At 70.5% G+C, this 26536-nt stretch carries 17 protein-coding genes and 1 pseudogene; 12 read left to right on the forward strand and 6 right to left on the reverse strand.

Annotation, left to right across the window (positions count from 1 at the left end):
- The first annotated feature begins 33 nt into the window (after positions 1–33).
- The gene (locus AB0877_RS25455; RefSeq protein WP_366611980.1) at positions 34–6696 is read left to right on the forward strand and encodes a polymorphic toxin-type HINT domain-containing protein; all 6663 of its coding nucleotides are present in this window, start codon (positions 34–36) and stop codon (positions 6694–6696) included.
- 55 nt (positions 6697–6751) lie between these two features.
- The gene (locus tag AB0877_RS25460; protein WP_366611982.1) at positions 6752–7903 is read left to right on the forward strand and encodes a Clp protease N-terminal domain-containing protein; all 1152 of its coding nucleotides are present in this window, start codon (positions 6752–6754) and stop codon (positions 7901–7903) included.
- Between the two features lie 18 nt (positions 7904–7921).
- Here AB0877_RS25460 and AB0877_RS25465 read toward each other — a convergent pair whose 3' ends face one another.
- Positions 7922–9589, reverse strand: coding sequence for a beta-N-acetylhexosaminidase (locus tag AB0877_RS25465; RefSeq protein WP_366611984.1), 1668 nt, complete (start codon positions 9587–9589; stop codon positions 7922–7924).
- Between the two features lie 316 nt (positions 9590–9905).
- Here AB0877_RS25465 and ppdK point away from each other — a divergent pair, with 316 nt between their 5' ends.
- Positions 9906–12614, forward strand: coding sequence for a pyruvate, phosphate dikinase (gene ppdK, locus AB0877_RS25470; protein ID WP_366611986.1), 2709 nt, complete (start codon positions 9906–9908; stop codon positions 12612–12614).
- A 42-nt stretch (positions 12615–12656) separates the two neighbouring features.
- On the opposite strand, the gene AB0877_RS25475 is transcribed toward ppdK, so the two are convergent.
- Positions 12657–13157 (reverse strand): roadblock/LC7 domain-containing protein, encoded by a 501-nt coding sequence (locus tag AB0877_RS25475; protein ID WP_366611988.1) that lies wholly within the window; start codon positions 13155–13157, stop codon positions 12657–12659.
- 253 nt (positions 13158–13410) lie between these two features.
- Between AB0877_RS25475 and AB0877_RS25480 the strand changes: the two genes are divergently transcribed.
- From AB0877_RS25480 to AB0877_RS25490, 3 genes are read left to right on the forward strand one after another with little or no spacing between them, the layout of a single operon-like run.
- Positions 13411–13758, forward strand: coding sequence for a VOC family protein (locus AB0877_RS25480; protein WP_366611990.1), 348 nt, complete (start codon positions 13411–13413; stop codon positions 13756–13758).
- On the forward strand, positions 13748–15013 hold the full coding sequence (locus tag AB0877_RS25485) for a deoxyguanosinetriphosphate triphosphohydrolase (protein ID WP_366611992.1): 1266 nt from the start codon (positions 13748–13750) through the stop codon (positions 15011–15013). The genes AB0877_RS25480 and AB0877_RS25485 overlap by 11 nt, the downstream gene beginning before the upstream one ends.
- A gap of 15 nt (positions 15014–15028) precedes the next feature.
- Entirely contained in the window at positions 15029–15877 is an 849-nt protein-coding gene (locus AB0877_RS25490) for a siderophore-interacting protein (protein WP_366611994.1), read from the forward strand.
- A 7-nt stretch (positions 15878–15884) separates the two neighbouring features.
- Here AB0877_RS25490 and AB0877_RS25495 read toward each other — a convergent pair whose 3' ends face one another.
- Positions 15885–17090 carry a low temperature requirement protein A gene (locus AB0877_RS25495; RefSeq protein WP_366611996.1) on the reverse strand — a complete coding sequence of 402 codons (1206 nt, stop codon included), beginning with the start codon at positions 17088–17090 and terminating at the stop codon, positions 15885–15887.
- Positions 17091–17203: 113 nt separating this feature from the next.
- On the opposite strand from AB0877_RS25495, the pseudogene dnaG reads away from it, so the two are divergent.
- Positions 17204–19106, forward strand: a pseudogene (dnaG, locus tag AB0877_RS25500) (DNA primase).
- Complete coding sequence (locus tag AB0877_RS25505; protein WP_366611998.1) at positions 19107–19643, forward strand: hypothetical protein; 537 nt, start codon at positions 19107–19109, stop codon at positions 19641–19643. It abuts the pseudogene before it with no gap.
- Positions 19644–19652: 9 nt separating this feature from the next.
- Here the strand turns inward: AB0877_RS25505 and AB0877_RS25510 are convergent, their stop codons facing one another.
- Both AB0877_RS25510 and AB0877_RS25515 read right to left on the reverse strand, forming a co-directional pair.
- Positions 19653–20660, reverse strand: coding sequence for a TAXI family TRAP transporter solute-binding subunit (locus tag AB0877_RS25510; RefSeq protein WP_366611999.1), 1008 nt, complete (start codon positions 20658–20660; stop codon positions 19653–19655).
- A complete protein-coding gene (locus AB0877_RS25515) occupies positions 20657–22951 on the reverse strand; it encodes a TRAP transporter fused permease subunit (protein WP_366612001.1) in 2295 nt (764 codons plus the stop codon). Before AB0877_RS25515 ends, AB0877_RS25510 begins: the two co-directional genes overlap by 4 nt.
- Before the next feature lie 144 nt (positions 22952–23095).
- On the opposite strand from AB0877_RS25515, the gene AB0877_RS25520 reads away from it, so the two are divergent.
- Together AB0877_RS25520 and AB0877_RS25525 are read left to right on the forward strand one after the other, a co-directional pair.
- Positions 23096–24028 (forward strand): ABC transporter ATP-binding protein, encoded by a 933-nt coding sequence (locus AB0877_RS25520; RefSeq protein ID WP_366612003.1) that lies wholly within the window; start codon positions 23096–23098, stop codon positions 24026–24028.
- A gap of 129 nt (positions 24029–24157) precedes the next feature.
- Positions 24158–24697: a hypothetical protein gene (locus tag AB0877_RS25525; RefSeq protein ID WP_366612004.1), complete on the forward strand. Its 540-nt coding sequence runs from the start codon at positions 24158–24160 to the stop codon at positions 24695–24697.
- Positions 24698–24854: 157 nt separating this feature from the next.
- On the opposite strand, the gene AB0877_RS25530 is transcribed toward AB0877_RS25525, so the two are convergent.
- Complete coding sequence (locus AB0877_RS25530; RefSeq protein WP_366612006.1) at positions 24855–25091, reverse strand: flavin reductase; 237 nt, start codon at positions 25089–25091, stop codon at positions 24855–24857.
- 270 nt (positions 25092–25361) lie between these two features.
- Here AB0877_RS25530 and AB0877_RS25535 point away from each other — a divergent pair, with 270 nt between their 5' ends.
- Positions 25362–26150 (forward strand): helix-turn-helix transcriptional regulator, encoded by a 789-nt coding sequence (locus AB0877_RS25535; protein WP_366612007.1) that lies wholly within the window; start codon positions 25362–25364, stop codon positions 26148–26150.
- Positions 26141–26332, forward strand: a complete 192-nt coding sequence (locus AB0877_RS25540; RefSeq protein WP_366612008.1) for a DUF397 domain-containing protein — start codon at positions 26141–26143, stop codon at positions 26330–26332. Before AB0877_RS25535 ends, AB0877_RS25540 begins: the two co-directional genes overlap by 10 nt.
- Positions 26333–26536: the final 204 nt, after the last annotated feature.

Consider the following 26536-nt stretch of genomic DNA (forward strand, 5'->3'; position numbering starts at 1 on the left):
TCTCCTGTTCCTCTCTTGTGTCAGGAAGGTGCCATGTCGCAGCTGCGTGCGGTTCCGTCCCGTCCACGCCGGATGATCGCCCTGAGCATGGTCGCGGTGCTGGTGGCATCGACACTGACCGTGACGCGGCCTGCCCGGGCCGCCGAGGTGCCGTCGGGTGACCGAGCGGTGAAGGCTGCCAAGGCGGCTTCGGCCCGCCCGGTGCCCGTCGACCGCACGCCGCTGCCCGACGACGGCGGCAGGTGGACCACGCCGAAGGACGCTGTGTGGCCGGCGGCCGGCCAAGCGACGCTTGCGGTCGCCGGCAGTCCGGGGAAGAGGGCCAAGGGCCTGGCCGGTCAGCTACCCGTCACGGTCTCGGCCGCGCCGGACGCCCAGGCTCCCCACCGAGTCCAGGTGCGGGTGCTGGACGAGCGGCACTCGAGTCGATTGGGCATTACTGGCCCTGTTGTCGTCGTCGAGGGCGACGCCGGGGCGGCTGAGGCGACGTTCGACTACGCCGGGATCCGGCAGTTGTACGGTGCGGGCTGGGGCGAACGGCTGACCCTCAAACGGCTGCCGGCCTGCGCGGCGACCACTCCCCAGCTGTCGGACTGTCAGCAGGTCGTGTCGGTGGAGACGACCAACGATGGGACCGCGAAAACCCTGTCGACCGAGCTGGCTCTGTCCGGCGCGGCCCCGATGGTGTTCGCCATCACCGCTGAGGACGCGTCGGCGGAGGGCGACTACAAGGCCACGGACCTGAAGGCGTCCGGGTCGTGGACCGCGGGTGATGGTGCCGGGGGCTTCTCGTACGCCAACGCGGTTCGGCTCCCTCCGGCGGAAGGGCCGCTCCCGGAAGTTTCCCTCAACTACTCGTCCCAGGTCGTGGATGGCCGGATGGCCGGTGCCAACAACCAGGCCTCGTGGATCGGCGACGGCTGGGAGTACGCGCCAGGTTTCGTCGAACGCACCTACGTCACCTGCACGGATGACCGCGACGCTGTCGCCGGGAAGGATCCGAACAACAAGGACAAGAAGACCGACGACCAGTGCTGGAAGGGCGATTCGCCGAACGTCACCATCTCGCTCAACGGCGTCAACGCCTCCCTCATCAAGGACGACTCGACGGGTGTCTGGCGCGCACAGAGCGACAGCAACTGGAAGATCCAACTCGCGGGCACCCCGGCCGCAGCGAGCAGCGCGACGTCCGAGCGGTGGACCGTCACCACGCCGGACGGCACACAGTACTTCTTCGCCAGCGAGGTCGCCTCGGCGAACTCCCGGTGGACGGTCCCCGTGTTCGGCAACCACTCCGGCGAGGATTGCCACGTCAGCGCGTTCAAGGATTCGTCGTGCAAGCAGGCGTGGCGCTGGATGCTCGACAAGGTTGTGGACGTGCACGGCAACACGGTCCGCTACTACTACGCGCCGGGCGAAACCGGCTACTACGGTGCCGCGGGCGACAAGGACAACCGGGTGTCGTTCACCCGGGGCGGAAACCTAGCCAAGATCGAGTACGGATTGCACGCGGATCACCCCACGGTCGCTGCCACCGCTCGGGTGCTCTTCAGCACGGCTGACCGCTGCCTCGTCGCGGAATGCTACAAGGATGGCAAGCCGGTCAAGGCGAACTGGCCGGACGTGCCATGGGACCGGGAGTGCGCCGAGGCCCCCTGCACGGACAAGCTGGCACCGGTCTTCTTCAGCACCAAGCGACTGACGAAGGTCACCACCCAGGTACGTGAGGGCAGCGCGTTCGCCGACGTCGAGTCGTGGAGTCTGAGCCACGAGTTCAAGGCGCCGAAGGTGGCCGGTTCGGCGTCGCTGTGGCTCAAGGATCTGGTCCACGCCGGGCACGTCGGTGGCACGGTCACGGATCCGCCGGTGCGGTTCACCGGGGTGGAGTTGGTGAACCGGGCCAATGTCCTGGCGGGTGCGCCGTTGTTTTCTCGGTGGCGGATCCAGAACATTCGCACCGAGTCGGGTGCTGACATTCACGTCACGTACTCCGAGGCTGACTGTGATCTGAACGATCTGCCGGGTTCGCCGGAGGCCAACTCGCGGCTGTGTTACCCGGTGTACTGGACTCCGGACGGGTACGCGGACCCGAAGCGGGACTGGTTCCACAAGTACGTTGTCACGGAGATTTCGGAGATCGACCGGACGGCTGATCAGCCGGCGATCACGACGCGGTACGAGTACAGCACCGACGGGGGTGGCACGAGCGTTCTGTGGGGCTACGACGACGGTGAGTTCACGAAGAAGAAGCACCGCACCTACGGGCAGTGGCGTGGCTATTCGCAGGTGGTCACGAAGGTCGGTGAGCCGGGTCGGGGCGTACCGCTGACGACTCGCAAGCGGTTCTACCGGGGCCTGGACGACCAGCCGTTGCCGAATGGCACCAGGCGTAGCGTCGAGGTTTTCGACTCGGAGTCCAACAGGCACACGGACCATCCGGCGTTGGCCGGTTCCCCACTCGAGGAGGCGACCCTCGACGGGTCGACCATCGTCGAGGCGTCCACCACGCAGTACTGGACCCGCCAAACGGCGGCGCGGACCCACACCGGGGGCACCGACCGGGCGTACCTCAGCCGCCCGTCGGTCGAGAAGACCCGCAAGTTGCTCGCGCCGAACAAGTGGGCGCGGACCGAAACGCTGACCACCTACAACTCCGACGGCCTGCCAGAGGCGGTCTCCGACCTCGGCGACGCAGGCCGGGCGGGCGACGACACCTGCACTCGCACCACGTACGTCACGAACACCGACAAGTGGATCCGTGAGGCCGTGTCCCGGGTGGAGACGGTCGCCAAGGCCTGCGCCGACGCCCCGTCCCGCCCGGCTGACGTCATCTCCGACGTGAAGACCTACCACGACGGGTCGGACACTCACGGCGCCGCTCCCAGCAGGGGCCTGGTGACCCGCGAGGACACCCTCGACACCTGGGGGAGCGGCCCCAGCTACGCGGTCACGTCCCGCAGTTCCTACGACGCGCTGGGCCGGAAGCTGACCGCCACCGACGCGCGGGGCGGCGTGACCACCACCACCTACACTCCGGCTGGTCCCGGCCCGGTGACCGAGACCGTCACCCTCAACCCGCTCCAGCACAAGACGACCACCACCCAGCAGCCGGCCTGGGCCGAACCAACCGTGATCGTCGACGCCAACAACAAGCGCACTGTCCTCGCGCACGACCCGCTCGGCCGGTTGGCCAAGGTGTGGCTCCCCGGCCGCGCTGAGCTGGCCCAGACCCCGAACATGGAGTTCGGGTACGTGGTCCGCAACGACGGGCCGCTGGCGGTCACCACCAAGCGACTCGGACCCAACGGCACCTACCTCACCGAGGTTGGTCTCTTCGACTCGCTGTACCGGTCCGTCCAGACACAGGAGGACGCCCTGGGCGGGCAGCGCCTGGTGGAATCGACCGGCTACAACGACCGAGGTCTGGAGGCGTACAAGTCCGGGCCTAATTACCTCACGGGAGCGCCTTCCACCGCCTTCGTGCTGCCCACTCTCGGTGGGGATCGCGTGCGGACCGTATTCAGCCACGACGCGCTGGGGCGGGTGACCAACGAAGGCACCTGGTCGAGCAGCGGCCAGTTGTGGGCGACAGCCACCACCTACGGCGGCAACCCCGACGGCTGGCAGGTCGCCGTCACACCACCGCAGGGCGGCACCGCCACCGTCACGATCAGCGACGTCGACGACAAGACGACCGAGCTGCGGCAATATCGCGGTGCGACCCCGAGTGGTGACTTCGACGCCACGACATACACCTACACCCCGCGTGGCGATCTGGCGAGCGTCAAGAATTCGGCAGGCAAGGTCTGGCGCTACGAGTACGACCTGCGCGGCAGGGAGGTGAAGACCACCGACCCGGACAAGGGCGAGACCACCCTCACCTACGACAACGCGGACGACGTGACGTCGTCCACCAACGCCCTGGACGAGGTGGTATCCACCGAGTACGACGCCCTGGGGCGTCAGAAGCTCCGTCGAGTCAATGGTCAGCTGACCGCCGACTGGACCTACGACACCGTCGCGAAGGGGCACCTGACCAAGCAGCGCTCGATCGTCGGCGGGCATCAGTTCACCCGTGAGGTGTTCGCCTACAGCAGCGCGTACCAGGTCGCGGACGAGGAGTCGGTCGTGCCGGCCATGCCCGGCCTGGAGGCTGCCGCCGGCACCTATGTCTCCACCTACACCTACAAGGCCGACGGCTCACCCGACCGGATGAACGTTCCGAAGGTCGGCGCGCTCGAACGGGAGACGATCGCCCACACCTACGACGACCTGGGCAACGTGACCCGACTGGTCGGCACCTCGTACCCGTCGGGGACGAACACCGTCTACGTCGACACCGCCACCTTCTCGCCCTACGGTGAGGTGCTGAAGCGCAAGCTCGGCGTCAACGACAAGCCGCAAGCCCACCAGACATACGTCTACGACGACGTCACCCGTCGGCTTCAGGAGTTCTACTTCGACCGCGACGCCACGGTGACCAATGTCGCCGCGCTCAGCTACCGCTACGACGCGGCGGGCAACGTGCTGTCGATGGCCAACCGTCCGCTGGACAACGCTGACAACCCGCGGTCCGCCGACAGTGACGTCCAGTGCATGAAGTACGACTACCTGCGGCGACTCACTCAAGCGTGGACGCAGGCGCTTCCCACCTGCGCGGACGGGGTGACCGCCGGGGACGTGGGCGGCGTCTCCCCGTACTGGAAGTCGTACGAGTACCACAAGTCGGGCTCCCGGAGTGCGGTGACCGACAAGCGCACCGGGGTGACCTCCAGCTACGGCTACGGCCAGGAGGGCGCCGACAAACCGCAGGCAGTGCGGACGGTGACAACGGGCGAGCGGGTCGATCACTACGACTGGGACGCGACCGGCAACCTCACCTACCGCCGGGTCGACGGGGTCAGCGAGACGCTCGACTGGAGCCCGCAGGGCAAGCTGACCGAAATCACCGGAGCCGCCGGCACCACACGGATGGTCTACGACGTCGACGGCAACCGGATCGCCCGGATCGATCCGAACGGCCAGGCCACGGTGTTCGTCGCCGGGCACGAGCTGAGCGTCGCGGGGCAGGACAAGACGGCGACCCGCTACTACGACCATGCTGGTGACACGGTCGCCTCCCGCACGTCGTCCACCGCCACCGGTCCAAAGGACATCGTCTGGCTGGCCTCCGACCAGCACGACTCGGCGAACTGGGCGGTCAACTCGGTCACCCGGGTCGACACGATCAGATACTCCGACCCGTTCGGTAACTCCCGATCCGGCGGCGTTGGTGGTACCTGGCCCGCGGGACAACGTGGCTTCGTCGGAGGTATCAGCGACCCGACCGGGCTGTCGTTGCTCGGCGCCCGGTTCTATGACGCGGCGCTCGGCGCGTTCATCTCGGTGGATCCAGAGACGGACGAGTACGACCCGCAGCGCCTGCACCCGTACGCGTACGCGAACAACAACCCGGCCACGTTCGCCGACCCGGACGGCCTCTTCTGGGGCAAGATCAAGAATGCGGCGAGCCGGGCCGGCAATGCGGTGGCCAGCGCCACCAAGTCGGCGGCCAGGGCCGTGGTCAACAACGCGGGCACCATCTCAACGGTTGCCAGCACGGTCGCGATGGTGGCCGCCGTGCTACCACCACCGGCGCAGGTGGTGGCGGTCGCCGCCGGTGCGGTGGCTGCGGTGGCGGGGGCTATCGACACCGCCAAGACCTGTGCGGGTGGGGACACCGCGGGCTGCGCCATGGGCATCGCCTCGATGGTCCCGGGTGTCCGGCAGGCCAAGACCGCCGCGCGAGGTGCAGGCGCGGTGAAGAACGCCGCCAAGAACAGGCCGGGCCCCCTCGACAGCTGTCTGACCCCCAACAGCTTCCTGCCAGGCACTGCCGTGCTGATGGCCGATGGTACGTACAAGGCCATCGAGAAGATCGCGATCGATGACGTGGTCAGGGCCGTGGACCCGGAAACCGGCGAGGAGGGGGCCCGCCCGGTCACCGCATTGATCACCGGTGTCGGAAACAAGAAGCTCGTCGAGATCAGCGTCGACTCGGACCGGGACAGCAGGGCCGGCGGCACCCTGACCGCCACTGACGGGCACCCGTTCTGGGTCGACAACCGGCGGGAATGGCTGAGCGCGGAGGCCCTGCGGCCAGGCGACGTGTTGTTGAATCCTGACGGAGTTCGCGTCAGCGTGATCGCGGTCGTCGCGTACGGAGCTGCCGCGACCGTCCACAACCTCACCGTCGACGACATCCACACTTTCCTCGTACGAGCCGGCGATGACCCGGTCCTCGTCCACAACTGCGGGGGCAAGCATCGTGCCAAGGGAAAGTCGAGTCAGGCCGCAGACTACGAGCCGACTCACGGCCGGGATCTGCGCAGTCACGGGGCACCGAGTCTCGCTATGCGACTGCTGCCCCCCTGGGTGCGCGCAGGGCTCAACGGAGCTGTCGAGGGCGCCTCGGAGGTCTACGACAGGAGCACCTACAACAAGCTCGTGGCTTGGCTGCCCTCCAACCATTGGTCCAAGCAGGCGGCGGAGTACGGAGGTCGGGCCTATTACGCGGCCCGCACCGCGAAGAAGAGCTATCAGGCTGCCGGTGGGGGCTACGCTGCACACCGCAAGCCCAAGGTCTACCGCGGGACGCACCGTTACGCACCGCAGCATCGGGTCACGTACAACCCGTTGAAGATGACGGGTATCTAGCCACGGCCGGCCAGCCAACCAGGCACTTGATCAGGGTGCGGGGGACGGGGGGATCGTGACCGTCACGATCGGCGGTGGCCTCTACGCGGTGCTACGTCGCGCCGCAGGCGAGGCTGCCCGGCTCAAGCAGGTCAGCGTCGGCACCGACGACCTCCTCTTCGCGCTGCTGGGTCGGTATCCGCGGCTGCGTCCGGCGGTTCCGGTACGGGCACAACCGCGGGAGCCGGCGGCCTCGGATGCCACGGACGACGTGTCCGGGCTGTCGGTCGAGGTCTCGTTCGAGCTGGTTCGAGCGCTGCGCGAGGCGTACTGGCGCTCATTCGGGTGGCCGGGTCCGGCCGCTGACCGACTCGCCGGAGCAGTGGGGTGGGAGCTCGAGGCAGGGGCCGTGCTACGGATGGCCGCTCAACTGGCCCTACACCGTCGGGCTCGGTGGGTGGGCAGCGACCACCTGCTGGAGACGCTTCTGGAGGGGCCTGGTGACCGGGCTCAACGTTACGTCGACCTGGATCGTCTGATCCCTGGTCGGCTCGACGACGCGGTGGCACAGACCTGGCCCCACGGTGACCAGGAGCCGCCGTGGTTGGGGTTGGCGACACCACTGCAGCAGCTCGGGGTGCTCACCAGGCCCGAAACCGAGGCCGTGCGGCGCGGGCGGCTCGCGACGCGCCTGATCTCCTCGGCCAGCCGGTTGCTCAGCCAGACTACGCCCGCCCTTGGCTGGTTGGAGTTGGAGGCGGTGGCTGAGACGGTACGTGTCGGACACGACAGGACCTCACCGGCCCATCTGATCCTGGCCGTGTTGGTGCTGGAGGAAGAGATGCGCGCTGGGGAGCTGCGTCCAGCAGGGCCCTCCGGCGGCGCGAACGAAGCCCTGCTCGATCAAGTTGGGCTCACACGGCAGGAAGCAGGTCTTGTCGTGGCGGCGGCGAGGTACGGAGGGGAGTTCGCCGGCCCACAAGCCAAGCGGGCCTGGCGCACCGACCGGACCAACCCGCCGTGGACGGTGGCGGCGGCCCGGATCGCCGAGCGTGCGCGTGAGCTGAGCACACTCGGCGCCCGACTGCCGGCCGGCAGCATCCACCTGCTGCACGCTGCGCTGACCGACCCGGACGAGGAGGCCCGGCGGTTGCTCTTTGAGCTGGGCGTAGACCCGTCCGTGGTTCGCGACCTGGCGGCTCGCCGTCTCGGCCTGGTCGAACCTTGAGCCTGCCCGCGCGTGTCGCTAGCGATCGGACGTGGTTTCGAGGTTCGCGTCGCGTGGTGCGGGAAGTGCCGGCGTGGTGGGCCAGGGGATCTCGGGTGCGCGGTGGAAGGTGATCCCGGCCGTTGCCCAGCGCGGGCCCTGGCCGGCCAGGCGGTCGCGGAAGTCGACCCAGTCGTGGCGTGCCCGGGGTGACCAGCCCAACTCGGCGATGGCCGGGAGGCGGGGCAGGAGCAGCAGTTCGATGTCGGCCAGCGAGGTGACCGATTCGGTCCAGAGCGGGGCCTCCACACCGAGAACCGCCTCGGTGGGTACGCCGGCGACGTGCGTGCCCGGATCCCAGTCGTACGCCTTCCGCACGTCGATGAGGCCGGCCCAGTCGTGCCCGATCGGGGTGTCCGAGGCGTACTTCATGTCCAGGTAGGCGTGGTTGCCGGGGGAGACGATCAGCCGAGCGCCCCGGCGGACGGCGTCGACGGTGGTGGGGTCTTCGCCGTTCGTGCCCCACCACTGCAGAACCCGCCCGTCGAGGTGGGCGGCCGGCGCGAGCTGGTGCCAGCCGACGACGGTCTTGCCGAGGTCGGCCACGATGCGCTGGACCCGCTCGACGAAGCCGGTGTAGACCTCGCCCTTGACCTTGAACGCCTCGTCGCCGCCGATGTGCAGCCAGGGGCCGGGGGTGAGCGCGGCCACCTCGCCCAGCACGTCGGCGACGAAGTCGTACGTGCGCTCGTCGGCGGGGTCGACGTAGCTGAAGCCGACCTCGGTGCCGGTGTACGGCGGCGGGGCGATCTTGTCCGGTGCCAGCTCCGGGTACGCGACCAGCGCGGAGTTGGTGTGCCCCGGGAGGTCGATCTCCGGGACGACGGTGATGTGGCGGGCTGCCGCGTAGGCGACGATCCGCGCGTACTCGGCCTTCGTGTAGTGCCCGCCGGGGCCGCCGCCGACCTCGGTCGTGCCGCCGATGCTGGTCAGCTTGGGCCAGGAGTCGACGGTGATCCGCCAGCCCTGGTCGTCGGTGAGGTGCAGGTGCAGGTGGTTGAGCTTGTATCGGGCCAGGTGGTCGACCACCCGCAGCACGTCCTCGACGGCGAAGAAGTGCCGGGCGACGTCGAGCATCGCGCCCCGGTAGGGGAACCGGGGTGCGTCGGTGATGGTCCCGCCGGGCAGCACCCACCGTTCGGTGACCGGAGTGGGGCTCTCGATCGCCGCTGGCAACAGTTGGCGCAGTGTCTGTACGCCGTGATGGAGGCCGGCGGCGGTGGTTGCGGTGACGTTCACCCCGTCGGTGGCGATGTCGAGGCGGTAGCCCTCCGCGCCGAGGTCGGTGCGGTCGTCGAGCACCAGCGCGATGCCACCGGCGGGCTCCGGCGTGGTGGCGTCGGTGACCGGCAGCGGGTAGCCGGTGGCCGGGCGCAGGAGCTGGGCGAGCTGCTCGGCGACCGCCAACGCGGCGGGGTCGGCGCTGGACACGATGACGGCTTCGGCGTGCAGCGCCCAGTCGGCGGTCGGGTCCGGCTGGACCTGCTGTGGGGCGGGCACGACATCGGTCAGCCGGTGGGGGGCGGCCGGGGCCAGCAACGCGCCCGCGGTCTGCTCGGCCGTGCGGGCCAGCGTGGCCGCGTCCGGCTCTCCCGTCGACCGGGGCGCGGGGACGGGGGTGGGGCCGGGGGAGGAGGTGGTCGACACGGCGGCGACTCCGGGGGTGTATTCGCGTCGGTTATGGCAAAAGTGAGGTTCACCGGCTGGCGTGGCGTCAAGCGTACGACGCTCGGCCGGGATGCGTGATGGTGCGCATGGAAGCGTTCCCAAAAACCGGTACGAACACGGATAGTCGTGATAGCTGTGCCAATTGTCACCGAACGGTCCCAGGTCACTCGATGGTCGCTTAACCTTCGCCCACCGATCGACGTCGACCCCGGGATTACCGGCGGTCCGTCCCGGGGAAGAAGAAAACTGAACCTTCGTTAAGTGTCAGTCCGGCGCGTGTGTTGTGGAGGCTCTGGTGGCAGCGCAAGAGACCGTCGATCACAAGTACGTCTACGACTTCTCCGAGGGCAACAAGGAGCTCAAGGAGTTGCTCGGCGGCAAGGGGGCGAACCTCGCCGAGATGACCAACCTGGGCCTTCCCGTTCCGCCCGGCTTCACCATCACCACCGAGGCGTGCCAGGCGTACCTCGCCACCGGACGGGAGCCGGCCGGGCTCGCCGACCAGATCGAGGCGCACCTGGAGTCGCTGGAGCGCGCGATGGGCAAGCGCCTCGGTGACCCGCAGGACCCACTGCTGGTCTCCGTCCGCTCCGGTGCCAAGTTTTCCATGCCCGGCATGATGGAGACCGTCCTCAACGTCGGCCTCAACGACCAGAGCGTCGACGGACTCGCAGCCCAGGCCGGCAACAACGAGCGGTTCGCCTGGGACTCCTACCGGCGACTGATCCAGATGTTCGGCAAGACCGTCTGCGAGGTGCCGGGTGAGGAGTTCGAGCACGCGCTCGACGAGGCCAAGAACGCCAAGGGCACCCACAACGACCTGGATCTCGACGCCGACGACCTGCGTGGGCTGGTCGACGCGTACAAGAAGATCTTTTTGAAGCACACCGGCCGGGAGTTCCCGCAGCAGCCGCGCGAACAGCTCGACCTGGCCATCCGGGCGGTCTTCGAGTCGTGGAACGCCGAGCGCGCCGTGCTCTACCGCCGCCAGGAGCGCATCCCGGCCGAGCTGGGCACCGCGGTCAACGTGGTGACGATGGTCTTCGGCAACCTCGGGCCCGACTCCGGCACCGGTGTCGCGTTCACCCGTGACCCGGCCAGCGGCGCGCAGGGCATCTACGGCGACTACCTGGCCAACGCCCAGGGCGAGGACGTGGTCGCCGGCATCCGCAACACGGTGCCGTTGCAGGAGCTGGAGCAGCTCGACAAGGCGTCCTACGACGAGCTGCTCGGGATCATGGCCCGGCTGGAGGAGCACTACCGGGATCTCTGCGACATCGAGTTCACCATCGAACGCGGCAAGCTGTGGATGTTGCAGACCCGGGTCGGCAAGCGCACCGCCGCCGCCGCGTTCGTCATCGCCGGGCAGCTCGTCGACGAGGGCCTGATCGACCTGGACGAGGCGCTGCACCGGGTCAACGGCGCGCAACTGGCCCAGCTGATGTTCCCGCGCTTCCAACTCGACCACGAGTTCCAGCCGGTCGCCACGGGCATCGGCGCGTCGCCGGGTGCGGCGTCCGGCACTGTGGTCTTCACTTCCGCCCGGGCCGTCGAGCTGGCCGCCGAGGGGAAGTCGGTGATCCTGGTGCGCCGGGAGACCAACCCGGACGACCTCAACGGCATGATCGCCGCGAAGGGCATCCTCACCTCGCGCGGCGGCAAGACCAGTCACGCCGCGGTGGTGGCCCGGGGCATGGGCAAGACCTGCGTCTCCGGTGCCGACGAGATCGAGGTGAACGTGCCGGCGAAGCGGTTCACGGTCGCCGGCCAGACCGTCGCCGAGGGCGATGTGGTGTCCATCGACGGCACCACCGGCAAGGTTTACCTCGGCGAGGTGCCGGTCATGCCCTCCGAGGTCGTGCAGTACTTCGAGGGCAGCCTCGACCCCGAGCACGTCGACAACGCGCTGGTCCGGGCCGTACACCGGATCATGACGCACGCCGACGGCAAGCGGCGGCTGGCGGTCCGCACGAACGCCGACACCGGCGCGGACGCCGCCCGGGCCCGGCGCTTCGGCGCCGAGGGCATCGGGTTGTGCCGCACCGAGCACATGTTCCTCGGTGACCGACGGGAGCTGGTCGAGCGGCTGATCCTGGCCCGGGCTCCGGGTGAGCGGGAGGCGGCGCTGGCGGCGCTGCTGCCGTTGCAGCGGGCCGACTTCGAGGAGATCTTCCGCGAGATGGACGGCCTGCCGGTCACCGTCCGGCTCATCGACCCGCCGTTGCACGAGTTCCTGCCGCCGTTGGAGCAGCTCGCCGTCAACGTGGCGGTCGCGCAGGAACGCGGCGAGGACGTGGCCAAGGAGGAGGCGCTGCTGGCCGCCGTCCGGCGGATGCACGAGGAGAACCCGATGCTCGGGCTGCGGGGCGTACGCCTCGGCCTGGTCATCCCCGGCCTGTTCGCGATGCAGGTCCGCGCCATCGCCGAGGCGGCCGTCGCGGTCACCCGGGCGGGTGGCACCGCCTGCCCGGAGATCATGGTGCCGCTGGTCGGTGCGGTGCAGGAGTTGGAGACGGTTCGCGCCGAGGCCGAGAAGATCATCGCCGAGGTGGTCGGGGAGAGCGGGGTCGAGGTGCTGATCGGCACCATGATCGAGGTGCCCCGGGCGGCCCTGACCGCCGGGCAGATCGCCGAGGCCGCCGAGTTCTTCTCCTTCGGCACCAACGACCTGACCCAGATGGGCTGGGGCTTCTCCCGCGACGACGTCGAGGGCGCGTTCTTCTGGCGCTACCTGGAGTTGGGCATCTTCGGCATCTCGCCGTTCGAGTCGATCGACCGGGACGGTGTCGGCCGGTTGGTGCGGATCGCCGCCGAGGAGGGCCGGGCCGCCCGCCCCGGCCTCAAGCTCGGTGTCTGCGGTGAGCACGGCGGTGACCCGGATTCGGTGCACTTCTTCCACGAGGTCGGCCTGGACTACGTGTCCTGTTCGCCGTTCCGGGTGCCGGTGGCTCGGCTGGAGGCCGGTCGGGCGGTCGTGGAGACCGGCGGGTCGGACAGCCGCTGACGCACGCCGGCGGCGGCCCGGTCACCCGGCCGCCGCCGGCGCTCAGATCGGCGGACGACGCCAGGTCGGTCGGGACGATCGGCGCAACTGCGCCGGCAGGGTCGCCATCGGGGTACGCGTGGCCAGCGGGGCGTGCGCGTCCGGTACGGCTGTCGCGCCGATGCCCCCGCCGCGAATGTCCAGGAACGACCCTGCCCGACGGGCCACCGCCCGCGCCTCCGCGTGCAGCGCCTCCAGGTCGTCCGCCGCCGATGCGGTGACGAGGGTCAGCAGGGCGCTGCGCCCGGCCGGGTAGGTGACCACGCAGCCCGCTGTGGTGCACACGACCGATTCCCGGAACTCACCACGCCGGACGGTGTCGGCGACCCGGTGCCCGAGCCCGAAACTCGCGGCGGCGAGCGCGGCGAGGTGGGTGGCGTCGGTGCTCGGTAGGTCGCTGGAGATGAGCAGGCCGTCGGTGCCCGCGAGCACCGTGCCGGCGATGTCGGGTCGGCGCTGGCGCAGCCCGCGTAGCTCCGGTCCCACCACCGTGTCTGCGTCCACGAGCGTTACCCCTCACCGGTTGGCTCTGCGTGTCAGTCGGCTCGTCACGTTCCGCGCTGGGAACGCTACCGGTGGCGACTTCCGTCCGCGAGACCGTAACCCTCGGCGATCGGTCGGCAACTGGGGGCCAATCGGTGGTTGTGTGCCGTTCGTCGATGCGTCGTGAGCGGGTCGGGCAGTGGTGGCGGGCGTAACCTTGGCTCGCTCGCACACGGCCGATTGGGCGCCGCGTCGAACGGGAAGAGGTGACTGCATGACGAGTGTCTGGGAGAGCCTGACTGTCGACGCCCGCGATCCGGCCCGACTGGCCCGTTGGTGGGCCGAGGCGCTCGGCTATCAGGTCGTCACCGAGAAGCCCGACGAGGTGGAGATCCGCCGGTCCGCCGACCGCCTGCCCGGCCTGGTCTTCGTGCCGGTGACGGAGGGCAAGGAGCGCAAGAACCGGCTGCACCTCGACCTGCGCCCCGCCGATCTGGAGGCTGAGGTCGAGCGCCTGGTCGACATGGGCGCCCGACACGTCGACATCGGCCAGGGCGACGTCGAGTGGACGGTGCTGGCCGACCCCGAGGGCAACGAGTTCTGCGTCCTGCGTGGGAAGTGAGCCGGGGGCGGCGGAAGCCCGGTTGGTCGAGGAGCCGCCCAAGGACACCGGGCATCGCCGGTCGCCGTACGAGCGCGACCGGGCCCGGGTGCTGCACTCGGCGGCGTTTCGCCGGCTGGCCACCAAGACCCAGGTGCACACCGCGGGCACCGACGACTTCCTGCGTACGCGGCTGACCCACTCGTTGGAGGTGGCCCAGATCGCCCGGGAGATGGGTTCCCGGCTGGGCTGCGACCCGGACGTGGTGGACGTCGCGGGGCTCGCGCACGACCTCGGGCACCCGCCGTTCGGGCACAACGGCGAGGCCGCGCTGGATCTGCTCGCCACGCCGTGCGGCGGCTTCGAGGGCAACGCGCAGACCCTGCGGGTGTTGACCCGCCTGGAGGCGAAGGTGCTCGCCCCGGACGGCTCGTCCGCCGGGCTGAACCTGACCCGGGCGTCGCTGGACGCGATCGGCAAGTACCCCTGGCCGCGCCGGCCGGGGGAGCGCAAGTTCGGGGTGTACGCCGACGACGCGGCCGTCTTCGACTGGATCCGGGCCGGCGCACCCGGCGACCGGCGGTGCCTGGAGGCCCAGGTGATGGACTGGGCCGACGACGTCGCGTACTCGGTGCACGACGTGGAGGACGGCATCCACGGTGGTTATGTCACGTTGCACCCGCTGCTCACCGACCCCGACGAGCGGGCGGCGCTCTGCGCCGACGTGGCCGCCGCCTACTCCGGGGAGTCGGCGGCGGACCTGGCCGAGGTGCTCGTCGATCTGCTGGCCGGTCCGCTGCTCGCCCCGCTCGCCGGCTACGACGGCAGCCATCGCGCGCAGGTCGCGTTGAAGGCCACCACCAGCGGGGTGACCGGGCTGTTCGTGTCCGCGGCGGTGGCGGCGACGGAGGAGCGCTTCGGTCCGGGCCCGCACCGCCGCTACGCCGCCGACCTGGTGGTGCCCCGCCTGGTGCGGGCGCAGTGCGCGCTGCTCAAGGGCATCGCGTTGCGGTACGTGATGCGTCGCAGCGGCTTCCGGGGCCGCTACGAGCGGCAGCGGACGATGCTCGCGGAGTTGGTCGCCGCGCTGGTCCGGCGTGCCCCGGAGGGGCTCGACCCGATCTTCGTCCCGCTGTGGCGGGCCGCCCCGGACGACCGGGCCAGACTGCGGGTGGTGATCGACCAGGTCGCCTCGCTCACCGACCCGGCGGCGGTGACCTGGCACACCCGCCTGGTCGGCAAGGGGACACCCCCGGCCGACCACCAGCCAACTTAGGCTAACCTAACCGACATGACGGAACGCCCCAGGAACGTCACCTCGGCCCGGGTGCTGCGCACCGAGCGGCCCACCCCGCACCTGATCCGGCTCGTCCTCGGTGGGGACGAACTGGTCGGCCTACCGGTGGGCGAGTTCACCGACCACTACATCAAGGTGGTGTTCCCGCAGCCGAACGTCGCGTACCCGCAGCCGTTGGACCTCGCCGCGATCCGCCGGGACCTGCCCCGGGAGCAGTGGCCCCGGCTGCGCGCGTACACGGTGCGGCGCTGGGATCCGCTGGCCGGGGAGCTGACCGTCGACGTGGTGCACCACGGCGACGAGGGGTTGGCCGGCCCGTGGGCCGCCGCGCTGCGTCCCGGCGATCCGGTGCACTTCGTCGGCCCCGGCGGCGCGTACGCCCCGGACCCGGACGCGGACTGGCACCTGCTGGTCGGTGACGAGAGCGCCCTGCCGGCGATCGCCGCCGCGCTGGAGCGCCTTCCGCTGGGCGCCCCGGCCCACGTCTTCGTGGAGATCGCCGACCCGGCGGAGGAGCAGAAGCTGCTCAGCCCGGGGGCGGTCGAGGTGACCTGGCTGCACCGCGGCGGACGCCCGGTGGGCGAGGCGCTGGTCGCGGCGGTCCGCGCGTTGGAGTTCCCGGGTGGCCAGGTGCACGCGTTCGTGCACGGTGAGGCCGCCTTTGTCCGGGAGTTGCGCCGGCTGTTGCGCGGCGAGCGGGGCGTACCCCTCGACCGGCTCTCCATCTCCGGTTACTGGCGGCGCGGCATGGACGACGAGGGCTGGCGTTCCACCAAGGCCGACTGGAACCAGCAGGTGGCGGCCGAGGAGACGAGCGTCGCCGAGCCGGCCGGGGTGGCCTGAGCGCCGCTCATCCCTCGGGCGTCTGGTTCGCCTGGCCGGCCTTGGCCAGTCGTCGGCTGACCAGGACGGCGTACCCGACGACGGCCAGGGAGAGCAGCGACAGCATCAGCCTCGGCTGGTGCACCCTCGCGGTGATCAGCGAGACCGAGACCACCCCGTAGACGGCGATCGCCAGCCGGGCGCGGCTCGGCCGGGCCCAGAGCCAGTAGAGGGCGAGCCCGCAGAGCGTCCAGATCACCATCGACGCGCCGAGTAGCAGCCGCAACTCCAACGGCAGGTGGTTGGCGTTGTCGTCGACCAGCCGGACCACCTGCCCGAGCGACCAGCCGAGCAGCAGCAGCGCACCGCCCAGCGGAATGTGCAGGTAGCTGTACGCCTGGCCGCCGCGTAGCCGGGGCTGGAGCAGGCGGGTGGTGACGAAGGTGGTGTAGACCCACCAGACGGCCGCCGGGATCAGGAAGGCCAACGCGGCGGTGAGGATCATGTGGGGCGGGGGATGGTCCGGCACGGCGAAGAGCAGGCTGGCCAGCGCGCTACCCAGCACGATGATGGTGAACTGCCCGATCCGTTCCGGCAGGTGCCTGTTGTCCACCGGCCAGCGGTTGAGCCACCGCGCCCCGACCCAGGGCGTCGCCAGTTCGATCAGCATCGCGACGATCCACAGGACGGGCCGCAGCTCGGTGGGCACGATCAGCGACACCAACCAGATCAACCAGCCCGACCCGAAGCCGATCAGGTAGATGGTCGTCACCATCCGGGCCATCGGGCTGGTGGAACGGGCACGTAGGTACAGCAGGAGCAGCACACCCCGCACGATCAGGTACCCGATGGGCAGGAGGACGCTCTCCGGAACCTCGTCGACCCCGAGCGTCATCGCGCCCGCGCCCACGAGCGCGACGAGCACCAGCACCCGGTGCAGCGCGTCGTCCGGGTCGAACCGGGTGTCGTAGTAGACCTGTCCCATCCAGGCCCACTGGATCACCACGAAGAGCCCGGTCACGGCCAGTACGTCGGTCGGTGACGGGCTCGGCTCGTCACCCAGCCGCGCCACCACCGCCGCCAGCGCGTACACGAAGATGAGGTCGAGGAAGAGCTCCAGCCAGGTGGCGTGGCGGTGTCCGGCCTCGTCCGCACCCGGGGTCTGATCGGGTAGCCCGACCCGGCCGGCCAGCCATCTCGGCAGGCGGGGGGCTTGGCTGCGTACCCGGCGCATCTGGTCATGGTCCCCGCGCGGACCCGGCCGGCGGGCCGGAACCGCCCAGCCGGTAGCGGCCGCCGCCACACCGGCGTCCCCCGGCCGGCGTGTCGTCGGTCCGGCAGGGCAGGATGTACGGCGAGGGGGTGGCGCATGGCTGGGCGGATCCGGGACGAGGACATCGCACTGGTCCGGGAACGCACCTCGATCGGGGATGTGATCTCCGAGACGGTCACCCTGAAGTCCGCCGGCGGCGGCAACCTCAAGGGCCTGTGCCCGTTCCACGACGAGAAGAGTCCGTCGTTCAACGTGTCCCCGGCCCGCAACGTCTGGTACTGCTTCGGCTGCGGGGCCGGCGGGGACGCGATCAAGTTCCTGATGGACGCCGACCATCTCAGCTTCGTGGAGTCCGTCGAGCGGCTGGCCGGTCGTGCCGGCATCCAACTGCGCTACATCGAGGACGACAAGGGCGCCCCGCGCCCCCGACCACAGCAGGGCCAGCGGCAGCGCCTGGTCGCCGCGCACGCCGCCGCCGTCGAGTTCTACAGCGCGCAACTGAGCACCGCCGGCGCGCGGCCGGCACGGGAGTTCCTGGCCCGCCGGGGCTTCGACCGGGCCGCCGCCGAGCGCTACGGCTGTGGATTCGCGCCGGAGGGGTGGGACCCGCTCACCAAGCACCTGCGCCAGCAGGGCTTCACCCACCAGGAGCTGGTCACCGCCGGGCTGTCCCGGGAGGCCCGGTCGGGCTCGCTGATCGACCGGTTCCGCCGCCGGCTGCTCTGGCCGATCCGCGACCTGGCCGGCGACGTGATCGGTTTCGGCGCGCGCAAGCTCTTCGACGACGACGACGGCCCGAAGTACCTGAACACCCCCGAGACGCCGATCTACAAGAAGTCGCAGGTGCTCTACGGCATCGACCAGGCCAAGCGGGAGATCGCCAAGCAGGGTCGGGCGGTGATCGTCGAGGGTTACACCGACGTGATGGCCTGCCACCTGGCCGGGGTGACCACCGCGGTGGCGACCTGCGGCACCGCCTTCGCCGCGGACCACATCTCCGTCCTGCGCCGGCTCCTGTTCGACAGCGACGAGGTGGCCGGCGAGATCATCTTCACCTTCGACGGTGACGCCGCCGGGCAGAAGGCCGCGCTGCGCGCCTTCGAAGACGACCAGCGCTTCGTCGGGCGCACGTTCATCGCGGTCAGCCCCGACAACATGGACCCGTGCGACCTGCGGCTGGCCAAGGGCGACCTGGCGGTCCGTGACCTGGTCGCCCGCCGCGAGCCGCTCGTCGACTTCGCGCTGCGGCACGTGATCAGCCGCTTCGACCTGGACACCGTCGACGGCCGGGTCGAGGCGATGCGCCACGCCGCGCCGCTGGTCGCGCGCCTGAAGGACCGGGAGAAACGCCCGGAGTACGTCCGCAAGCTCGCCATGGACCTCGGCATGGAGATCGAGCCGGTGCAGCGGGCGGTGCTCGCCGCCGGCAACACCGCGCCGTCCGGCACCCGCGAGGCCACCCCCGCCGCCCGGCCGACCCCGGCCCGCCCCGAACCGGCGGTGGACAGCCCGCAGTCGATGGTCGAGCGGGAGGCGCTCAAACTCGCCCTCCAGCAACCGGTCCTGGCCGGGCCGATGTTCGACACGGTCGAGGCCACCGAATACCGCCACCCGGTGCACGTCGCGGTGCGTACGGCCATCGCGGCGGCCGGTGGTGCCGCGTCGGCGACCGGCGGCGCGGTCTGGATCGAGTCGGTCCGCGACGCCTGCGACGACCTGGCGGCCGCGGCGCTGGTCGGTGAGTTGGCCGTCGAACCACTGCGGATCGACGGCGAACCGGACCCGCGCTACGTGTCGATCACCATGGCCCGCGTGCAGTTCGGGTCGGTGACCGCCCGGGTCCGCGACCTCAAGTCACGCATCCAGCGGATCAACCCGGTCAACAACAAGGACGAGTACTTCGCCGCGTTCGGTGAGCTGCTGTCCCTGGAGCAGCACGCCCGGGCGTTGCGCGAGCAGGCTGCGGGAGGCCTCTAGATGGGACTGTTCAGCCGCAAGCCGAAGCTGCCGCCGGCCGACCGGCCGCCGCTGGACGCTGACGAGCGGGTGCTCGCCTGGGCCGCAGCCGGAAACGGCGAGGGCGACGGGGTGGTGGTCGCCACCAATCTCGGGTTGTGGCTGCCCGGTCGAGGGCACCGGTTCGGTTGGCACACCATCCTCAAGGCGGTCTGGTCCGGCCGGGAGTTGACGGTCACCCCCGCCGAGCCCGTCGTCGAGCGCGACGGCTACACCGTGGTCGCCGACGGGCCGGCCGAGACGTACCTGCTGCTCGACCCGGGGGAGTTGCCGCACCAGGTGCGGGCCCGGGTGACCCGTTCGGTCGCGTACACCGAGCACCAGCCGGTGCCCGGCGGCGCGGCGCGGGTCGCGGCCCGACGCGTGGCCGGGGTCGACGGTCTGACCTGGACGGTCCGACTCGACCCCGGCACCCCGACCGACGACGAGGCCGTGCTCGCCGACACCGACCGGCTGGTCGGTGTGGCCCGCGCCGCCACCGCGCCGGCCGACGGCTGACCGGTCGGGTCAGTTCGCGCCCAGGTCCTTCAACGCCTTCTCGGCGCCCCGGTGCAGCGGCACCGGCAGCGTCCTGCGGGCCTTTTCCAGCGAGATCCCCTTGGCCGCCGGGTTGGCCTGGGCCAGAGCGTCGCGCTTGTCGAACACCGTCTTGGTGATCGCGCAGGCCACGTTGGCGTCCAGGTCCTTGCGGACCAGCAGCACGTTGGGTACGACGATGGTCGGGGTGTCGCTCGCCGTCTTGTACGCGTCCCGGCCGATCGTGCCTTCCTGGTAGCCGGGGCTCAGCGCGGTCATCTTCGGCAGCAACGGTGCGATGTCGACGAACTTCACCGAGCCCCCGGCCGTGGTGAACAGGTCGGTGATGCCACCGGTCGGCAGACCACCGGACCAGAAGAAGCCGTCGACGCTGCCGTCCTTGATCCCCTCGACAGTCTTGGTGAGGTCCAGTCGCTGCGCCCGGATGTCCTTCGCCGGGTCCAGACCGGCGGCCTGCAACAGCCGGTTCGCGATCACCTCCGTGCCGGACTTCGGTGAGCCGGTGGAGATCCGCTTGCCGCGCATGTCGGCCACCGAGGTTATCTGCGAGTCGTTGCGGACCACCACCTGGGTGTAGTTGTCGTAGATGCGGGTCAGCGCCTGCACCGGCTGTGGCGCGGTGAAGCTGCCCGTGCCCTCCACCGCGTTGACCGCCGTGTCGAACAGTGAGAACGCCACGTCGTACTGGCCACCGACCAGTTGCTCGACGTTCTGCACCGAGGCGCCGGTCTCGGCGGCGGTGCCGGTGAGCTTGCCGCCGGTGGCCCCGGACAACTGCCCGGCCAGAGCGTTGCCGACCACGTAGTAGACGCCCGTCGCGTTGCCGGTGGCGATGCCCACGCGGGTCTCCTTGGTCACTTCGCAGGTGACCTCGCTGGCCGTGTCGTCGGTGGCCGCGCCGCCCTGCTGACCTCCGCAACCCGCGACGAGGGCGAGCACGCCCAGGCCCGCCGCGAGCCGTACGTCGATTCGTCTCACAGTTGTTCCTCCACAGGATCGGACGATGAACGGCTGGCGGATCCGCGTCGGACGAGGACACCCACCGCCGCCACGGCGGCCAGCGCCGTGCCGACCGTGACCGGCACGGGTTCGAGCCAGAGCAATGTGACGCCGGCGAGCGCGCCCAGCACCCGCTCCGGCACGCCGGCCGGGCCCACACCGGGCAGCCAACCGCCGGCGGCGACGGCGAGCACCGCCACGCTGAGCGCGGTGACGCCGGCGGCGAAGGCGATCCGTTGGACGCCACCGATGCCGAGCAGACCGAGCCCGGCCGGCGTGATGACGAACGCGATCGGGGTCAGGTAGGCCGGCAGCGCGTACCGCAGGGTCTGCCACATGGTCGGCACCAGCCGGCCGCCGGTGACCGCGGCGGCGGCCACCGCGGCGAGCGCGGTCGGTGGGGACACCTCGGACAGCACCGCGAAGTAGAAGACGAACATCGCCGCCGCCGGCGCGGTGACGCCCAGGTCGAGCAGGGCCGGACCGACGATCACCCAACCGATCACGAACGACGCGGTGACCGGCACGGCCAGGCCCAGCAGGCTGAGCGCGACGGCGGCGAGCAGCGCGGTGAGCACCAGCACCAGGGTCGGGTCCGACGTGGCCGCCTGCGCCCCGCCGATCAGCAACGCTGCCGCCTGCGGGCCGAGGCCGGTCTTCGTGGTGGTCGCCGTGATGATGCCGGCGGCGGCGCAGACCGCGGTGACGGCGAGGACGCCGCGTACGCCGGTGACGAGCGCGGTCACCAGCCGGCCCGGGGTGAGTCGATGCGTGCGGTCCAGGTAGGAGAGCACGACGGCGAGGACGATGGCGAACACGACGGCGCGCGTCGCGGACAAACCGATGGCGAGGAACACGATGATGGCGATCAGGGAGGCGAAGTGGTAGCCGAACCGGGCCAGCAGCCGCCAGGGCGAGCCGACGTCGATCACCACCGGGCGTACGCCGGAGCGGCGGGCGTCGATCTCCACGGCGAGCAGGATGCCGAGGTAGTAGAGCACCGTCGGCACCGTTGCCCAGCCCAGCACCTGGAGGTACGACACGCCCAGGTACTCGGCGATGATGAACGCCGCCGCACCCAGGGTCGGCGGGGAGAGGATGGCGCCCACCCCGGCCGCGGCCAACATGCCGCCGGCCCGCTCCGGCGGGTAGCCGGCGCGGCGCAGCAGCGGCCAGGTGACCGCGCCGATGCTCACCGTCGTCGCCGCGCCGGAGCCGGAGACGGTGCCGAGCAGAAAACCCGAGGCCACCGCCGTCCGGCCGGCGGCGGTCCGGGAACGTCGGAACGCCGCGGCCGACAACTCGACGAAGAACCGCCCGGCCCCGGACAACTCCAGCACCGCGCCGTAGATGGTGAACAGCACGATGTACGAGGCGGCCACGTCGAGCGGCGTGCCGTAGAACCCGCTGTCGGAGTTGTAGAACGCGTCGACCAGTTGACTGAAGTCGAGCCCGGCGTGCGCGACCGGCCAGGACTGCGGCAACAACCCGCCGTAGTAGCCGTAGCCGAGGAACAGCAGGCAGACCGCCGGCAGGATCCAACCGGTGGCACGTCGGCACGCTTCGAGCAGCAGGAGCAGCAGGACGGTGCCCAGCACCAGATCCGTCGCCGCCAGCAGACCCTGCCGATCGAGGAACGCGTTGTAGCCGCCGCCACCGCTGCCGATCCGGATCGGCAGGACGGGGTAGAGGCAGGCCGCAACCGCCAGGGCGCTCAACGCCCAGTCGGTCACCGTGGGCCGCGTCGACGCGGGTGCCGGGACGCGGCTGTCGCTGTCGCTCCCGGTGGCCTCGGCCCGGTTGGCGCGTGGTCGTCGGGCGCGTGGTCGTCGGGCGCGTAGGCGGGCCGGCAGTCGCAGCTCGGCCGGGTAGGCGAGGAAGACCAGCGGGAGTACGCCGGCCAGGAAGATGATCAGGTAATACTTGCTGCCCTGCGACAGGGGGCGGAACACCTGCCACAGGGCGAGAGCGCCGACCGCCAGCGCCGCCCCGGTGAGGAGCAGACCCGCCGGCCCGGAGAGCACCCGCCCTGGTTTCTCGTCCTCGAACTGGGCGGCCAGGTCCCGAGTCGCCTGCTCGGCGACGCTCGGCTCGGTCGGCTCGGTCGGGTCGCTCGGGCCGCTCGGGTCGGTCGGGTCGCTCGGCTCGGTCGGCTCGGCGTCAGGTCGCGGTCGGGGCGGCCCGGCGGGGCTCGCTGCGGGCCCCTCAACGGAGGAGTTGGCTGGTAGGGCACGTGACTGGGAACCATCGGGCGAGCTGATGGGCGGCACAAAAGGACGATACACGTCGATTGGCTGACGGGTGGGGCATCGATCGGCGTTTCGCCGTCGGTGGTCCGGAAACCGGGGTGATCGGCCGGCCGCCGGCGAATAAATGCGTGCAGGGGTGTCGGACCGGGCGGTTAGGGTCGGGCGGTGACTGCGGGGCGACCACTGATTCAGGCTCGTGGGCTGGTGAAGCGGTTCGGCGATTTCACCGCCGTGGACGGCATCGACGTCGAGGTTCGCCCGGGTGAGGCGTTCGGCTTCCTCGGGCCCAACGGCGCGGGCAAGTCGTCCACCATGCGGATGATCGGCTGCATCTCCCCACCGAGCGCGGGTGAGCTGCGCATCCTCGACCTGGATCCGGTGGCTGACGGGCCGGCCATCCGGGCGCGCCTCGGGGTCTGCCCCCAGCTGGACAATCTCGATCCGGAGCTGACCGTCCGGGAAAACCTGACCGTCTACGCCCGCTACTTCGGCATCTCCCGCCGGGCGGCCCGGGAGCGCGCCGCCGAGTTGCTCGACTTCGTCCAGCTCACCGAGCGGGCCGACAGCAAGGTCGAGCCGCTGTCCGGTGGCATGAAGCGTCGACTGACCATCGCCCGCGCGCTGGTGAACGATCCGGAGATCGTGCTGCTCGACGAGCCGACCACCGGGCTCGACCCGCAGGCCCGGCACCTGGTGTGGGAGCGGCTGTTCCGGCTCAAGCGGCAGGGCGTCACGTTGGTGCTCACCACCCACTACATGGACGAGGCCGAGCAGCTCTGTGACCGGCTGGTGGTGATGGACGGCGGCCGGATCGTCGCGGAGGGCTCGCCCCGCGCGTTGATCGAGCAGCACTCGACCCGTGAGGTGGTCGAGCTGCGCTTCGCCGCCGAGTCACAGGAGCCCTTCGCTGGCAAGCTCGACGGGCTGGGGGAGCGGGTCGAGGTGTTGCCCGACCGGGTCCTGCTCTACGTGCCCGACGGCGACGCGGCGGTCACCGAGGTCACCGCGCTGGGGCTCCAGCCGGCTAACGTGCTGGTCCGGCGCAGTGGCCTGGAGGATGTCTTCCTGCACCTGACCGGCCGCACCCTGGTCGACTGATCCACTCGGTTTCCTGCAAGTCGGGGTCATACGGCGGCTTTGACACCGCGACTTCCTGAAACCCGAGTCGATCACGCACCGGCCAGGACCGTAGGGTGACGGCCGTCTGTCGTTCCCCGGGGGAGTTTCATGTCTGATCTGGTCACCGCCAACCGACGTCAGGCCGGGCTGACCGCCCTCTACCTGGGCATCTTCGCGATGGTCTGGTTCAGTGTGCCGGCGGCGGAGCAGCCGCTGCGTGCCCTGCTCGTGGTGGGCAGCATCGCCGCACTGCTCACCGCAGTGCTGGGCGGTGTGCTGGCCTCCCGACTGCGGCGGGCCGGCAGCCCTCGGGACCGGGCCGCCGACCGCCCGTACCTGCTCATCGTCGTGGCCGAGTTCGTCGCCGCCGGCCTGGGTGCCGCCGTGCTGGTCGCCGCCAACTGGTCCGAGTACGTGTCGGTGCTGGTCTGCCTGGTGGTCGGTCTGCACTTCTTCCCGCTCGCCCCGCTCCTGCGGGATCCGTTGCTTCGTCCGCTCGGTGCCGCGCTGTGCCTGGTGGCGGTGGCGGGCCTCGTCACCGGCCTCGCCTCGGCGGTCTCCGCCGGTCTGGTGGTCGGCGTCGGCGCGGGCGTGCTGCTGCTCGCTTACGCCGTGCAGGCGTTGATCCGCGGCTACCGGCCGGCCTGACCGGCACAGCTCGCCGAGGTCGGGGCCGCCCGCCCGTCGACACCTCGGCTCGGCCCACTGAGCAGCCGGTCCGACCACGATTCAACCGTCCGATCGTTGGCAGCTCAGCAGCAACCGTTCCGGCGTGTCGAGCTGCTGAGCTGCCAACGATGACCGCTCAACGGGCTCTGGCCCAGGTGAGGAACCGATCGGTCAACCGGTCCTGACCGGCCTGGCCGGCGAGGTCCCCGGCCGCCTCGTACAGCAACGTGGCGAGGAACATGAGCAGGCCGATCCGGTCCTCGCGGTACTCGCCGAGCAGCGCCAGCCGGGCCGGTGAGCAGGGCCACGCCGCGCCGCAGACCCGGCAACGCCAGGACGGGCGTGCCGCGACGTGTGGGCGGTACCGGGGCATCACAGCCTGCCGCCGTCGTGAGCCGGCCAGGTGAGTCGCACGGGGGAGAACCTCCATCGGGTGGGTGGGGAGCGCCCCGGATCGGGGGTCACGGGGCGCTCCCGGCCTGGTTCCGCCCGCCGTCTGGATCCCGTGAGCGGTTCCGCTGCGTGACAGTCTGCTGAGGCCCCGACTACTGTGGGAGGTTCCGCACGCCGACGACCAGCGCGTACGGCAATCGGCCCGGCACGGTACGGGAATGTACGGAGGGTGTCCGTGGAGAGTTCGTCCATGCTGGAGCACTTCGCCGAGGAGCTGCGGCTGGCCCGGGCCGCCAACGGGATGTCACAGGCCGCGCTGGCCGAGACGTTGAGCTATTCCGGGGCGTTGGTCGCCAAGGTGGAGACATCCGAGCGCCGCCCGAGTCTGGACTTCGCCCGCCGGTGTGACGCCGTGTTCGCAGCCGACGGCCGGTTCGAGCGCATCCAGCGACGGATCAGCCGGGAGGCGGTGGTGCCGTGGTTCCGCGACTGGGCCGGCATCGAGCAGGAAACCACAGCGCTGCGCTCGTTCGAGCCGCTGTGCGTGCCGGGCCTCTTGCAAACCGAGGGGTACGCCCGCGCGCTACTGGCCGGCGGCGGCTTGTTCGCGGCGGACGAGGTCGAGCAGCAGGTGGCAACCCGGCTGGACCGTCAGAGACTGCTCACCCGAGACCGGCCTCCGCTGCTCACTGCCGTGATCGACGAGCACGTGCTGCGCCGATGTGTTGGTGGGCCGGACGTCATGCGCGAGCAGATTCAGCACCTCGTGAAGGTTGGCACGGCGTTCCCGAGGGTCCGGATCCAGGTAGTGCCGACTCCCGCCGGTGCTTACGCTGGCCTCGGAGGGCCTTTCGTGATCGCAAGCTCGTCGCAGGGGGAGGACCTTGTCTACCTCGCTGGACAGCGTCACGGGCAGGTCATCGACCGGGCCGACTACGTCCGTCAGATGGTCGAGGTATGGGAGTCGATCCGCGGTGAGGCACTAACGCACGGGCAATCTCTCGATCTCATGGCGGAAGTGGCGGAGACATGGATTTAACCGGTGCCCGGTGGCGCAAGAGCATTCGTAGTGGCCCAGATGGCGGCAACTGTGTAGAGGTTGCCGGCAACCTGCCTGGGGTGGTGGCCGTCCGGGACTCCAAGGACCCGACCGGCCCCGTGCTGGTCTTCGCGCCCGACACGTGGCGCGCGTTCGTCGGGTCCGACGCCGTCCGCCGCTAGTTGGTGCGGTGATCACGAACCCACCCCGCTCTCCAGGAAGTCGGGGTGTTGGGGCGGCTCTGACACCGCAACTTCCTGAAAACCGGGGTGGATCAACGGGCGGGATCAGCGGAGGCCCAGGGGGACGCGGCGAAACCCGGGCGACACGTCGGCGGGGTCGTCGTAGGGTGACCGGCGGTCTGTCGTACCCGATGGGTAGACAGG

The organism is Micromonospora sp. NPDC047644 (assembly GCF_040704315.1).
Classification (GTDB): domain Bacteria; phylum Actinomycetota; class Actinomycetes; order Mycobacteriales; family Micromonosporaceae; genus Micromonospora.